Raw genomic sequence first — 13,700 nt, forward strand, 5'->3', positions numbered from 1 at the left:
ATGTCCCGTAAACCAGCCATCACCGCGACGGGCCTGAAGAAGGCCTACGACGACAAGACGGTACTGGACGGAATCGACATCTCCGTCGACCGCGGAACCGTCTTTGCACTCCTCGGCCCCAACGGCGCCGGCAAGACCACCATCGTGGAAATCCTCTCGACCCTCGTTCCCGCAGACGGCGGCGACATCCGCATCGCCGGGTACAACCCTTCCGACGATCCCGACGCGGTGCGTTCGCGCATCGGCGTCACCGGGCAGTTCTCAGCAGTCGACGACTATCTGTCCGGTGAGGAAAACCTTCTCCTCATGGCCGACCTGCACCATCTCGGCAAGGACGAACGTCGAACGCGCACTGAAGAACTCCTGAAGAAGTTCGATCTGATCGACTCCGCGGACAAGCTGGCGTCGACCTACTCGGGCGGCATGCGTCGACGGCTCGACCTGGCAATGACGTTGATCGGACGACCGGAGATCATCTTCCTGGACGAGCCCACCACCGGCCTCGACCCCCGGAGCCGACGCACCATGTGGCAGATCATCCGGGAGTTGGTCGAGGGCGGTGTCACCATCTTCCTCACGACCCAGTACCTCGAGGAAGCTGATCAACTGGCCGACCACATCGCCGTCCTCGATCAGGGACGGATCGTCGCCCAAGGTACGGCAGCGGAACTCAAACGGCACATCCCCGGCGGCCACATTCGTCTTCACTTCTTCGACCGAGATCAGCTCGATTCTGCTGCAGCTGTTTTCGACGAATCTTCACGTGACGATGCCGCCTATGTCCTCCAGGTCCCCAGCGACGGGGGTGTCCGCTCGCTGCGCTCTCTTCTCGACCAACTCGACGCTCACTCGATCGACGTCAAGGAACTCTCCGTGCACACACCCGACCTGGACGACGTGTTCCTGACTCTGACCGCCACCGAAAGGACCGACGCGCGATGACCACCATGACGCTTGCCTATCAGGACTCGAAAACCATGCTGCGTCGCAGTATTCGACACATCCTTCGATATCCGTCGATGACGGTGATGCTCGTCGGAATGCCAGTCGTTTTCCTACTGCTGTTCGTCTACGTGCTCGGCGGAACGCTCGGGAACGGCCTCGGCCCCGGCGGTGGCGGTCGAGCCGAGTACGTCAATTACGTTGCACCGGCGATCATTCTGATGACCGTGGCATCAGCGGCACAAGGTACTGCCATCTCCGTCGCAACCGATATGACCGCCGGGATCATTGCACGATTCCGAACGATGGCGATCACGCGCACGTCCGTCCTGACCGGTCACGTTCTCGGCAGCCTCCTTCAGACGATCGTGAGCCTCGTTGTCGTCATCGCCGTAGCGATAGCCGTCGGCTTCCGGCCCACTGCAGGCTTCGTGGAGTGGGCCGCGACGTTTGCACTCCTCGTCCTGGTCTCCATCGCCATGATCTGGTTGTCGGTCGCCTTCGGCCTCGTCAGCAAGAGTGTCGAGACGGCCAGCAACCTTCCAATGGTGTTGATCCTCTTGCCGTTCCTGGGAAGCGGCTTTGTCCCCACCGACTCGATGCCGACCGTGTTGCGATGGTTTGCCGAGTATCAGCCGTTCACTCCGATCATCGAGACTCTTCGAGGACTTCTTCTCGGCGAAGCTATCGGGAACAACGCGATACTCGCGATCGGATGGTGCGTCGCAATCACCTTCCTCTCCTACCTCTGGGCGCGGAGTTTGTTCAACCGACGCCCGGTGCGCTGACCTCGAAACACACGATCTTCGAGAACAGGTACGGTGTCGCTGTCGTCGAGTTCCGAGGCGATGGCGACGTCGTGTGGAAACCCCATGACGATCAACTCGCGCCCTGAGGCGCAGTCCCGTAACCGTTCCTCGTACGAATCCGACACCGCCGTCCAGGCAGTCGCCGCCATCTGCGCCTCGGGCGATGGGGACCCTTCCCAACCACTCGCGGTCAACGCCGTGACAACCGCACCGGCGCCCCACAGATCCTCCACCGCCGGACGCAACTCTCCACCGGGCCACTTTTCACCGGACGCGACTATCGCAACCCTCGATCTCGAACCATGTTCGTGCACAATCCAATCCGCGACGGCGGAAGCGTTCCTCAACGAAGCGCCGACACACACCGCAACCTGAGACGCCAACGCAAACGCGATAGTCGACCCGTTCGGCGACGGCAGCACCAGCCGACTCGACACCTCGGCTTCGCGAATCGTCTTGGGAGACAGACTGATCTGACCCTCCGCGGCTACGCTCCGCCTCACCGCCAGGACCGCATCGGCATCACGCGCGTAATCGACCGCGCGCTCGTCGTTCCAGGAAAAGGGAAGTACGTCGATTCCCGCGTCGGCGGCAACGCTCAGCGTCGTCGTGAACGAGAGAACGTCTACCACCACTGCCACATCGACGCCGGCAGCAATCGCTTCGGCGCCGCGCAACCCCCAGTCGAATCGAAGTCCGTAATCGAGTTGGCGATGCTCCGGATTCATCGCACCAGCATCTCAGAAACGAATCAGCTTGTCCGGCACGCGCAAGTCATCGTGCTCGTACAGTGCTCGCACGGCAACGGGATCGTCGGCGGCGCACACCGCGGCGACATCGTCCAACAGTAGGTCGTAGTCGGCGCCTGTCTTTCCGTCGTAGGCGGCCGTCATACGACCCCACTCGTCCCACGGCAGAGTTTCGACCTTGTTCATCGCGGCAAGATCCTTCACTGCGTTGCCGCGGATCTCGGCAGGCCCCCAGTTCTCGGTGCCGTACACCCCGAACTGGGACCCGTCGATCACGCCGCGTCGATACGCCAGCCACGCCTCACCACCACTGAGGAATTCTCCCGGCTGCAGGTTATGGGCGTGAGGAAGGACGTTTTGTCCGAGGATCTCCGAATCGATGCGGATCCACCGCTTGCCGGCGTCGTCCCAGTACTCGGTGATCCAGTGGTCCACGCCCTGTCCCGGTTGAAAGTAGGTGGCAAAACCACAGCGGACGCGAGCGGCAATTCCGCGAGAGCGCAGAAACGCACAACTCAAAACAGCAAAGTGCCGACAGGTTCCGACGAGCCGCTTGTCGGGTTCTCGGGCGGAGGTCACCGGTGCCGGATCGAGCGCAAGCAGGCGTTGAAGCAGAACGCTTGCCGGCCGGATCTGGTTTTCGTCGAATCGGTCGGTGGGCAGATTCAGCGACCGTGCATCGGTGGGTTGGACCACCAGGTACGGCACTACCCGGCATATTTGCATGGGGTCGGTGGGGAGCGACTCGAGGGCGAGCATGTCCACCCCGTCGATGCGGGTGAACGGTCCTGCTGATGTGTAGTCGAGAACCGCCGTCATGGGCGGAGGTTAACAAACACTGCCGACACAGCAACTCCACTATGGTTAGGGTCCCATAACCATGAAACCCGAGGTTGCCGTGAACCCTATGTTGAGCCGCCGTGCCATGCTGTCCGTCACCTTCGCAACAGCAGCCGGTTTCGCCCTTGCTGCCTGTGGCGACAGCGCGAAGGACGAATCCACTCCCGGCACCGAAGGTGCTCACGCCGAGGCCAACGCCTTCCCTGTGACGATCGACCACAAGTTCGGCTCCACCACCATCGAGCAGGCACCCAGCCGCATCGCAGCGGTCGGTATCGGCGACGCGGACGTTTTGCTTTCCCTCGGGCTGACGCCCGTCCTGGTCCCGGTGTGGAAGGGATCGACCGACGACGGAATCGGCGTCTGGGCCGACTCCGCAGTCCAGGGCGCCGAGCCGACGCCATTGGCCAACGCCACCACCGATTTCGACATCGAAACGATCGTGGCTGCAGCGCCTGACCTGATCATCGCCGTCAACAACGCGATCGACGAGGATCTGTACAAGCAGCTCAGCGCCATCGCGCCGACGGTGCTGCACGCCGCCGATCAGACGGATTGGGTTCTGCCCTGGCAGGAAGTCACGACCCGCATCGGTACGGCTGTGGGCGTTCCCGCGCAGGCAAAGAAGGAGGTCCAGGAAGTCGAAGACCTCATCGTTCGCACCCGCGCGGAGAACCCCCAGTTCGAAGGCAAGACAGCAGCTCTCGTCATTCGCTGGAGCGACGGAAATCTGCGAGCGTTCAGCCCCGAGGCAGCGCGGGCTCAGCTGCTCACGCAATTGGGATTCACGGCGCCTGCCGCACTGAAGGATCGGTTCGCGGGCAAGCTGAACTACGAGATCTCCGCCGAGAACTACGACCTCCTCGAGTGCGACTACCTGCTCTTCGACAACTACGAGAAGGCTCGCGCCGAGATGGAGTCGCAGCCGGCGTTCACCAATCTGAACGTGGTCGAGACCGGAGGCCTGATCAGCTTGGACCCCATCGTCAGTGACGCGGTGTCCATGCCGAACCCACTCACCATTCCGTTTGTGCTGGAAGATTTCGTCGCAAAGATCAATCAGACGATCGCTGGTCGATAACTTTCGTTCGGCCTGACCACACCCACAACACCACAGCCGACACGGCCACGCAGAGCGCAACGATCACCCATGGTGACGCCGGCGCTGCGTGGCCGTTGTCGACGAGGTCGTACACGAATCCGACTCCCACGGTTCCCAGGAGCGCGAGCAGACCGCCGATCGTGTTGAGCATGCCGAAGTGCGCTCCGAGGTTGCTTTCACGACCGAGGATCGCGATGGTGTCTCGCATCGGCGGCACCATCAACATCTGTCCCAGGTGCAGCAGCCCGATCCACACCGCCAGACCGACTATCTGCGTCGACGCCGAAGCTGCGGAGTCGACGCCGGTGACCAGCGGAACCAGGAACGACACCGAAATGAGCACAAGCCCGAAGGTGATCGCGCGCCGATGCCCGATGCGGTGGGCAACCGCGACCGTCGGTCCCTGCCCGACGATCACCAACACCGCCGCGCCCACGTAGAACCATCCCAGCGCCGACTGCGAACCGATTCCGCGCTCGAGCTGTTCCGGAAGCATCAGGTACAGCTGGCTGTACGCAACCAGCTGAAAACTGCAGAGCGTCGCGAAGAGCAGAAAGTTGTTGTTGGTCAGGACACTTCGCCAGACGTCGCGCAGCGTATAGGTCGACACCGGGCCGTCGTGGGCATCGCCCGGTCGGGGGAACCAGATGAAGAACCCGACCCACATGATCGCGAAGAGCAACGCGGCGCTCGACGCCGTCCACGAGAACGGAAACATCAGGAGAGCAGCTCCCAGCGCCGGACCGATCACTGTTCCCAGGCGGCTGCACATCTGTTCCACTGCAAACAAATCGGTACGACGCATAACTCCGGCGGACTCGAGTTCGCGTCCGTACTCCGCGTTGGCCGACTCCACTGCGGGCGCGAAGAGCGCGGCAGCAAAGCCGACCAGGAGCACGCCGACGATCACGGCGCTCATGCTTTCTGCCAGACCGAGCATCAGAAAACCGACTACACGAACGGCTATGCCCAGCAGGATGATCGGACGCTTGCCGAACCTGTCGGCGAGGCTTCCACCGATGAAGAACATGCCCTGCTGACTGAACATCCGCAATCCGAGGACCAGGCCGACAATCCAGGCCGCAAATCCGAGGTCCTCCGAAAGGTGCACCGCCAGAAAGGGGACAACCAGATAGAACCCGATGTTGAACAGCACCATCGAGAGGAGGAGCAGCTTCACCACCGGCGGCAGGACACGAACCTTCGCGAAGGTCTTGTTACCGGGGAAACGCTCACTGAGTACCACGATCAGAAGACTATTGCCCGCACGGCGTTCTGTGGAAATCTGCCATTTTACAATTGGTTAACTGTCCGTTTAGGTAGCGATGGTAATTATCTTCCGGGGGTTCGAGCACACGACAACGAGAGCCGGGATTTGATGAATGGATTGACGCGCCGCCAGATGGTCAAGGCGATGGCGGTAGCCGCGGGCACAGTCACCGCGAGCGCATTTACATTGGGTGCCAATACCTCCGTCGCGGGGGCGAGCCCCGCGCAGGAGATCAAAGTGCTCTCCCTCAACACATGGCACGGCGGAACCAAGATCAACGGTGGCCTGCAGCTGATCGCCGACATGATCATCTCGACACAGGCGTCGATAGTTCTCCTGTCGGAAGCCGGCACTGCGACAACTGCATTGGCGGACATGCTGACCAAATCAGGAACCACCTTCTACGGAGCAGCGTCCTCCGACGTGGGGATTCTCTCCAAGTTTCCGATCGAGGAAACAGCCGACCTGAACTCGATGATCAAGGCAGTCGTGACGGTCGACGGCAAACAAATCGCCGCCTACTCGGCACATCTGGCCTACACGTCCTACGCGACGTATCTACCGCGCGGATACGGCGCGGGTGTTCCCAAGCCCGGAGAGTTCTCCGAGTTCGGCTGGAACAAGATGCCGTCCGGTCCGGTCACGGACCCCGAGACGGTTCAGCGCGTGAACATCAATTCGGGACGACCCAAGGCAATTTCGACGTTCGTCGACGATGCGGCAAAAGAACGGGCCAAGGGCAGATCCGTCATCCTCGGTGGCGATTTCAACGAACCGTCGGCCCTGGATTGGACCGACGGCACGCGAAATCTGTTCGACCACAACGGTGTAGTCGTTCCTTGGGAATCCACCCGCCTGCTCGACCAAGCCGGATTCGTCGACGCTTACCGCAGTAAGTACCCGAACCCGGCCACACACCCGGGCTTCACCTGGCCGTCCGACAATCCCGACGTCGACACCTCACAGCTCACCTGGGCACCCGAGGCAGACGAACGCGATCGGATCGACTACATCTTCGCCGATCGCGCTTCGGACCTGAAGCTGGGATCCGTCGGGATCATCGGCCCGCGAAAGACGATCGTGCACAACCAAAGAGTGGAAGAGAACTCCCAGGACAACTTCATCGCTTCGCCGACGCCGTGGCCGACCGATCACAAAGCCGTTCTTGCGACGTATCGTTTTGCCAGCTTCGGCGGCGGATCATCGACCGGTTCGTGGAGCGGTTCCTGACAGGGCATCTCGTAGCCAGTCGATCATCATCGGCGTCAACTCGGGCAGCTTGGTCACTGCGCAGTGCCCCGCATCCGGGATGACGTGTACCTGCGTGTTCGGGCGCTCCTCGAAGAGAGTGGTGTCCGAGAGCGGAATGTGAACGTCGTCGGCCCCGTTGACCACAAGCATCGGGGTCCGGCCGTCGTCTGCGGTCATCAAGGCACTGCGATCGAAAGCACGGAGACCTTGTACCAGTGCATCTTTGGTTGCCGGCGCATCGAAACCCAGTGCGTTTCCGACGATGTCACCCATGCCGTAGACCAGGCGCTCCGCGTTCGCGGTCTCGAACGCGCCCTTGACCGGGGCGCCGATGTTGATCACCGCATCGACGGCGCCGGTCAACCCCGACCGCACGGCGAAGTTGCCACCGAAGGAAACTCCCAGGTGTGCCACCTGGCCATTGCCGAGGGCGCGAGCCGTCGCCACCAGTCCGTCGATCACCTCGTCACCGAAAGCGTCGAGAGGAACCGGTGATTCACCAGTTCCCGGCTGGTCGAAGGCAACAACAGTCACTCCGGCGTTCTTCGCGAACGCACTGACCAACGGATGCATGTCCATCTTCCAGCCGTCGACGCCGCCGCTGAGCAACAGGACGGGTGCGTCTTCGTACCGTCCGTCCGCCGAGAGGATGTGTACCGGTAGCTCGATCTCGCCGTTTCGGTAGGGCAGGGACAGGATTCGACGCTCGAACTCGAGCCCGAATCCCGTTGCTGCCTTGACGTATTCGTCCACCTGATTCTGCAGGGCCCGGCGCCGCGAATCGTTGGTCAGGACGGGGAACTTGGCGATTCCGTAGATCATCGCCGCGAGTGAATGATTGCCGTCGGCGGAGTACTTTGCTGCCAACGCCGACCACTCGTACGACCAACCACCCGGCGCGTCGGCCCAGGTCGAGTGGATGGACGCGCGCAGTTCCTCGAGATCCGAGACGGGGAGCCCGAAGCTCAGAAACTGTCCTGCGCGCTCTTCGAAGAGACCTCGGTGATTGACAGGAAATTCGTATGACATGGGAAAACACCCCTCAATTCATCTCTAATGCAACGATCAGTTGCATTAGCTCAGTGAACCACGTGCCTCCAGCTAACACAACACCTTGTTGCGATAAGGTTGGCTTATGACTTCGACACCACAACGGCCCGGAGGGCGTAGTGCCAGGGTGCGCGAGGCCGTCCTGGCAGCCACGGCGGCCGAATTGTCCGAACGCGGATTCGCCGCGATGACCATCGAGGACATAGCCACCCGCTCCGGAGTCCACAAGACCACGATCTACCGGCGGTGGAGCACGCTGTCCCAGTTGGTGGCCGACGCGGCGGTCGAGGTATCGGCAACCACCGTCCCCATCCCGGATACCGGTTCCATCGAATCCGACCTGCGCGAGATGGCCAGATCGATAGTCGCACTGGTGACCAGCGAGTCGGGCGGCGCGTTGGTGGCTGCACTGTTCTCCGATGCGGTCCGCACGCCCGAGGTCGCGAGACTCAAGCGCGAGTTCTATTCCGCACGTTACGAACTGGCAGACATCGTCGTCCACCGAGCAGTCGAGCGCGGGGAGATCTCCGAGAAGGTCTCGGCCGCTGATCTTCTGGCGGCCGTCGCCGCACCCATCTACTATCGCCTGCTGGTCGCCGATCTACCCGTCGACCAGTCGGTTGCCGATCGTGCTGCTGCCGGCGCGCTGGCTGCGGCCCGTGCCGGGGCACTCGATCAGGCCGAATGAGCCAGTGAATTCAGCGCTTCCACGATTGCCTCGTTGAATCCGCTGCCGCCATGCCCGGCGTCGTCGAGTACCACCAACTCACTACCCGGCCAACGCCGGTGGATCGCCCAGGCAGTGTCGAGTGGCCCGGAAATGTCATACCGTCCGTGCACGAGAATCGCGGGAATCTCAGCGAGACGGTCCATTCCGTCCAATATCTGATTCGGCGCCAGGAAGCAGTCGTTACCCCAGTAATGCGTAACCAGCCTGGTCATCACCCGGCGGAAGTCCGGATTCTGGTATCGAACACTCGGAGTCCACCCCGGCATCAGCGACACGTGCACGTCTTCCCAACGGCACCACTGCAACGCGGCATTCTCGCGCACAACAGGATCCGGATCGGCAAGCAGTCGCGCGTACGCCGCGGGGAGGTTTCCGTCACGCTCGTCCACCGGCAACGGCGCCACGAACTCTTCCCATTCACGCGGAAATACCCGGCCCATGGCACGGGTGATCCACTCGATTTCGACCCTCGTCCCGCCGGTGATCGCGCCCAGGGCCATCGCTTGCACCCGCGCGGGAAACGCCTGCGCGTACACCAGACCCAAACTCACGCCCCAGGAAAGTCCCGTCACGATCCATCGCTCGATACCGAGATGCTCACGAAGACGCTCGATGTCTTCCACAATGTGCGCCGTGGTGTTCACGGTCAGATCGACGTCCGGACTGCTCGCTAGCGGAAGACTGCGCCCACAGCCTCGCTGATCGAACAGAACTGCGCGAAAGACTTCGGGATCGAAGAAACGCCTGGCGCCGACAGTGCATCCCGAACCAGGACCGCCGTGTAGGTAGAGAACCGGAATGCCCGCCGGATTGCCGACTGTCTCCCAGTAGAGACTCTGACCGTCCGCCACTTCCAACAGCCCCGACTCGTACGGCTCGACGGGCGGGTACAGGACAGCAGTCATAGGCGGTGATTCTTCCATCAAGCTGCCTACTCGAGTAGGCAGCACGCGGCCGAGCAATGGCCTAGCGTGGACAGGACACCACTGCGACGGGAGTACACCAGATGCGTGATGGGTTCAGGTTGCCGGGATACGGCGGCGCCGCAGTCTTCCTTCGCAGTCATGCGGTTCCCGCCACTGTCTTCGAATCCGACGTACCCACACTCGTTTTCGACGTCGGGCTGCTCAGCCCCGACCGCTTCAATCAGTATCTCAGCCGACATACGGACGACGGATTCGTCGAACGGCTGGCGGCGTTCTTCTTTCACGCGGCCGCAGACTTCCATCCCGAGAAATCGCTTCCGGCGTTCACCGACGAACGACTCGGGCTGATGATCTCGGTCTGTTCCAGCACCGATCGAGAGGTGGAACTCGACTTCTCACTCGCCGAAGATCCCGAATCGGAGGACACCGAACGCGACGAGATGACCTTCGAGACAAGCCGAGTCGTCCTCGCGACCTCGGCGCAGACGGTTTCTCGACTGACCGGTGGAGTAACCACCCACTTCGACGGGGAGTTGTAGAGACATGGGTTTTCTCTTCGAGGTTCTCGATTTTCCCGAAGGCAGTCGGATGACCGATCTGTGGAACAACACATGGGCTGAGCCGGCAATGGGCGAGGAAATTGCCTCCGGCCACTTCATTCATCTGGGCGACGATCAACACGTCGACGTGGAGACCGATTTTCTCAGTAGCCACCTACCGTTCAACGTGGCAGGCTTCGGTGGAGTCTTTCCCGACGGCAAACCTTGGATGTTCGTCATGCAGAAGGCGCCGGCGGACCTCGCGACCAGGCTTCGCGGCGAGGACGATCCGCACTCACTTCTGCGCGGATCACTCGACCGCGCCATGTCTTTCAACCCTGATGCACTGGTGGCCGAGGAATTGTCCTGGAGGCACGCCGATCTGGTGAAGGTGTACGAGGAAGAGGGAATCCCTGCGGTATCCGTCGCGGGTTGGTCGGTTGCGGATCTCCTGCGTGGCCTCTTGGCGCAGTGTTGCAACGTCGAACTTGCCGCCGTCGTCGCCGGATACCCAGAGTGCGCCTATCCCGAATCGGCGCATGCGTGCGAAGCGGACGTGTTCTCAGACGTGTTCGCCGGTTGGGTCAGCGGACTGCGGTGATGTGACGGAGGAGACTCCACCCTCCCGATATTTCGGAGTAGACTCATTTATGAGCGTGATCCGAAATGGAACGAGGTGAGCGGGATGACGAAGCCGGACCAAGAGCTGGGCCGTCGCGAACGCAACAAACTCGAGAAGCAGACACGCATCTTCGACGCCGCTGCCGAACTGTTCGCGGAAAAGGGCTACAGCGCAGTCACAACTCAAGAAATTGCCGACCGCGCCGATGTAGCCGGCGGCACTCTCTTTCGTTACGCCGCAAGCAAAGCCGAGTTGCTGCTCATGGTGTACAACGCGGAATACCGCAAGCAGATCGAATTGGGAGAAGAGCGTGAAGCCAAGTCGACCGGCACAGAAGATCGTGTGCTCGAGCTGGTTTCACCCCTGCTGATCGCAAGTCGCCGAAACGACGAGAACACCGGCATCTACCAACGCGAGGTGTTGTTCGGTGAGCCCAGCGAGTGTTTCCGGGCCGAAGGCCTGGAACTCTCGCAGCGCCTGCAAACGCGGATTGCGCAAATCTTGCACGAGGCACACCCCAACCACACCACCCGAACAACCACTGCAGCGCGAACGATTTCCAACGTGCTGCACTTCGAAATAGCCCGCGCGGCATTGGACCGGATCACGGCTGACGAACTCACGAACATCGTTGCCGCACAGGTCCGATTGACGCTTGCCGGACTACCCACCGAATAGGATTGAGGATCGAAAATGACTGAACTGAAGCAGATCACCGTTCTGGGTACCGGAGTTCTCGGCTCACAGATCGCCTATCAGACCGCCTATCACGGCTTCGACGTCGTCGCGTACGACATCAACGTCGAGGTCATCGAAAAGGCCAAGGCTCGGTTCGACTCGTTGGCCGCGGCCTACAAGGCCGAGAACGTCGAGGGCGCCAAGGAAGGCAAGGCTGACGAAGCGCTGCAACGTATTACGTACTCGTACGATCTAGCCGAATCCGTCGCCAAGGCCGACCTGGTCATCGAGGCAATTCCCGAGGACATCGCCATCAAGCGCGACACCTACGAGAAGCTTGCCACGGTTGCTCCGGAGCACACGGTGTTCGCCACAAACTCCTCGACGCTTCTGCCGAGCGATCTCAAGGAGTTCACCGGCCGCCCCGAGAAGTTCCTCGCACTGCACTTCGCAAATCACGTGTGGGTCAACAACACTGCCGAGGTCATGGGCACCGAGTCCACCGACCCCGCCGTGTACCGCGAGGTCGTCGAGTTCGCGAAGAACATCGGCATGGTGCCGATCGAACTCAAGAAGGAGAAGGCGGGCTACGTACTCAACTCGCTCCTGGTCCCGCTCCTCAACGCGGCCTCCGACCTGCTGATCGACGGCATCGCCGATCCCGACATGGTCGACAAGACGTGGCGTATCGGCACCGGAGCCCCGTTCGGCCCCTTCCAGATCATGGACGTCGTCGGGTTGACCACCGTCTACAACATCTCCTCCCAGGGCGGCGAGAAGCAGCGCGAATTCGCCGACTACATCAAGAAGAACTACATCGACGAGGGCAAGCTCGGCGTTGCTGTCGGCGAGGGCTTCTACAACTACAAGGGCTGATCAACTGCAAGGCTGATCAACCAACCGGCTCACCGCGCGGTGGTTACGACGTGAATTCACGTGGTAGCCACCGCGCGGACGTCTGTTGTCAGTAAGTCCGAAACCACCCTGAGCGATTGTGACGCAAGCTTCTTCACGTGCGAACCCATCATCAGGAGAGATCCCCACATGCGTCGTTCCGCCATCTCGGCACTCACAACACTGGCACTGCTCGGCGCCGGAACATTGGTCAGCACACCCGCTGTCGCCGCTCCCCTCGCGTGTGGCGGAATCTCCACCGGTTCGTTCTCAGGCTCCGCCGGCGGATCGGAGTACCTGTGCGCCAAGGAAGGTGATCTCCTGGACGTGCGCATCGGCGACGTTCACGCGACACAACCGTCACTCGGCTACGACGAGGTGTACTACAAGCTCGGGCGATACACGCTCGGAAAAGACACGATCAACAAGAAGTTCGACGACTGGTGTGAGGCGAACGGCCAGATCCAGGCCGCGACCGCTACTGCGGCGTCGACGCTGAAGGACCCGTCGTCCTTCACCTGCCAGATTCCAGTGGGTCAGGAAACCGCCGAGAGCATCGCGCCCATGAAGACCGTGGTCGTCGGACCCCGCGGCGATCTCTATCTGACCGACGGTCACCACACCCTCACGTCCTTCATCGAGACGGCCGACGGCGGTCCCGACCTTCACGTGAGACTGCGGGTTCTCGGCAACCTCAGCGGCTTGAGTGAAGGTGCCTTCTGGACCGAGATGGAGAAGAACAAGTGGGTCTGGTCGCGTGACGTCGACGGAAACCAGGTACCGGTCCAGGCTCTGCCGAAGAGCGTCGGCCTGGCCAACTTCGCCGACGACAAGTACCGCAGCTTGATGTACTTCTCCCGCGACATCGGATTCGCCGCAGGCACGATTCCGTTCCAGGAGTTCTACTGGGGCGCCTGGGTCCGCGACACCGCGCCCGTCGACCTCACCAACTGGAATCGCGATGATCTCTCCAGCTACCTGGGCACCGTGAAGTCGGTGACCAAAGCACAGACAGCGTTGACAGGCGATGCCGTCGTCGACAGCGGATTCACTGCCACCGATCTTGGCGTCCTGTCGGCCTGGAACGACGGCAAAGCCGAGTCCAAGGGCGAGTTCGCAAAGCTGTCCAAGCCGTACACAGACGACAAGCCGGGCAAGATCGCCTACGCACTTGCCTACAAAGCAACCCTCTGACCTGCTCAGATCCAAGTCACACCAAGCAGACTTGACTAAGGTAAGCCTCTACTCAGTAGTCTGAACCCATTCGGGTGCCGCTTCATCGAAGCAGCGACGCCCTG

15 protein-coding genes are annotated in these 13,700 nt (G+C 61.5%); 10 read left to right on the forward strand and 5 right to left on the reverse strand.

Annotated features, from left to right (window positions below):
* Window positions 1-942, forward strand: coding sequence for an ATP-binding cassette domain-containing protein (locus P3G66_RS15955; RefSeq protein WP_064443578.1), 942 nt, complete (start codon window positions 1-3; stop codon window positions 940-942).
* On the forward strand, window positions 939-1,730 hold the full coding sequence (locus tag P3G66_RS15960; protein ID WP_054780764.1) for an ABC transporter permease: 792 nt from the start codon (window positions 939-941) through the stop codon (window positions 1,728-1,730). Before P3G66_RS15955 ends, P3G66_RS15960 begins: the two co-directional genes overlap by 4 nt.
* Here P3G66_RS15960 and P3G66_RS15965 read toward each other — a convergent pair.
* Window positions 1,685-2,479 (reverse strand): 2-phosphosulfolactate phosphatase, encoded by a 795-nt coding sequence (locus P3G66_RS15965; protein WP_064443577.1) that lies wholly within the window; start codon window positions 2,477-2,479, stop codon window positions 1,685-1,687. The two genes, P3G66_RS15960 and P3G66_RS15965, sit on opposite strands and share 46 nt — an antisense overlap.
* 12 nt (window positions 2,480-2,491) lie before the next feature.
* Window positions 2,492-3,319 carry a transglutaminase domain-containing protein gene (locus tag P3G66_RS15970; RefSeq protein WP_064443576.1) on the reverse strand — a complete coding sequence of 276 codons (828 nt, stop codon included), beginning with the start codon at window positions 3,317-3,319 and terminating at the stop codon, window positions 2,492-2,494.
* Window positions 3,320-3,407: 88 nt separating this feature from the next.
* Between P3G66_RS15970 and P3G66_RS15975 the strand changes: the two genes are divergently transcribed.
* On the forward strand, window positions 3,408-4,421 hold the full coding sequence (locus P3G66_RS15975) for an ABC transporter substrate-binding protein (RefSeq protein WP_007730352.1): 1,014 nt from the start codon (window positions 3,408-3,410) through the stop codon (window positions 4,419-4,421).
* Here the strand turns inward: P3G66_RS15975 and P3G66_RS15980 are convergent.
* The gene (locus tag P3G66_RS15980) at window positions 4,396-5,688 is read right to left on the reverse strand and encodes an MFS transporter (RefSeq protein ID WP_007730351.1); all 1,293 of its coding nucleotides are present in this window, start codon (window positions 5,686-5,688) and stop codon (window positions 4,396-4,398) included. The genes P3G66_RS15975 and P3G66_RS15980 overlap by 26 nt on opposite strands.
* Before the next feature lie 132 nt (window positions 5,689-5,820).
* On the opposite strand from P3G66_RS15980, the gene P3G66_RS15985 reads away from it, so the two are divergent.
* Window positions 5,821-6,942, forward strand: coding sequence for an endonuclease/exonuclease/phosphatase family protein (locus P3G66_RS15985; protein ID WP_064075055.1), 1,122 nt, complete (start codon window positions 5,821-5,823; stop codon window positions 6,940-6,942).
* Here the strand turns inward: P3G66_RS15985 and P3G66_RS15990 are convergent.
* Complete coding sequence (locus tag P3G66_RS15990; protein ID WP_261255655.1) at window positions 6,913-7,992, reverse strand: esterase FrsA; 1,080 nt, start codon at window positions 7,990-7,992, stop codon at window positions 6,913-6,915. The genes P3G66_RS15985 and P3G66_RS15990 overlap by 30 nt on opposite strands.
* 106 nt (window positions 7,993-8,098) lie before the next feature.
* Between P3G66_RS15990 and P3G66_RS15995 the strand changes: the two genes are divergently transcribed.
* Entirely contained in the window at window positions 8,099-8,701 is a 603-nt protein-coding gene (locus P3G66_RS15995) for a TetR/AcrR family transcriptional regulator (RefSeq protein WP_238592613.1), read from the forward strand.
* Here the strand turns inward: P3G66_RS15995 and pip are convergent.
* Window positions 8,689-9,648, reverse strand: coding sequence for a prolyl aminopeptidase (gene pip, locus P3G66_RS16000; protein ID WP_058038393.1), 960 nt, complete (start codon window positions 9,646-9,648; stop codon window positions 8,689-8,691). The genes P3G66_RS15995 and pip overlap by 13 nt on opposite strands.
* Window positions 9,649-9,749: 101 nt before the next feature.
* Here pip and P3G66_RS16005 point away from each other — a divergent pair, with 101 nt between their 5' ends.
* The 5 genes from P3G66_RS16005 (at window position 9,750) to P3G66_RS16025 (ending at window position 13,596) form a co-directional block, all read left to right on the forward strand.
* On the forward strand, window positions 9,750-10,208 hold the full coding sequence (locus P3G66_RS16005; RefSeq protein ID WP_003942982.1) for a hypothetical protein: 459 nt from the start codon (window positions 9,750-9,752) through the stop codon (window positions 10,206-10,208).
* Window positions 10,209-10,212: 4 nt separating this feature from the next.
* Window positions 10,213-10,809 carry a hypothetical protein gene (locus tag P3G66_RS16010; RefSeq protein ID WP_007730333.1) on the forward strand — a complete coding sequence of 199 codons (597 nt, stop codon included), beginning with the start codon at window positions 10,213-10,215 and terminating at the stop codon, window positions 10,807-10,809.
* 84 nt (window positions 10,810-10,893) lie between these two features.
* Window positions 10,894-11,508 carry a TetR/AcrR family transcriptional regulator gene (locus P3G66_RS16015; RefSeq protein ID WP_030536169.1) on the forward strand — a complete coding sequence of 205 codons (615 nt, stop codon included), beginning with the start codon at window positions 10,894-10,896 and terminating at the stop codon, window positions 11,506-11,508.
* Between the two features lie 15 nt (window positions 11,509-11,523).
* Entirely contained in the window at window positions 11,524-12,384 is an 861-nt protein-coding gene (locus P3G66_RS16020) for a 3-hydroxyacyl-CoA dehydrogenase (RefSeq protein WP_276116840.1), read from the forward strand.
* 168 nt (window positions 12,385-12,552) lie between these two features.
* The gene (locus P3G66_RS16025) at window positions 12,553-13,596 is read left to right on the forward strand and encodes a ParB/Srx family N-terminal domain-containing protein (protein ID WP_007730324.1); all 1,044 of its coding nucleotides are present in this window, start codon (window positions 12,553-12,555) and stop codon (window positions 13,594-13,596) included.
* Window positions 13,597-13,700: the final 104 nt, after the last annotated feature.

It is taken from the genome of Rhodococcus sp. C3V (assembly GCF_029269915.1).
Taxonomy (GTDB): Bacteria; Actinomycetota; Actinomycetes; order Mycobacteriales; family Mycobacteriaceae; genus Rhodococcus_F; species Rhodococcus_F qingshengii.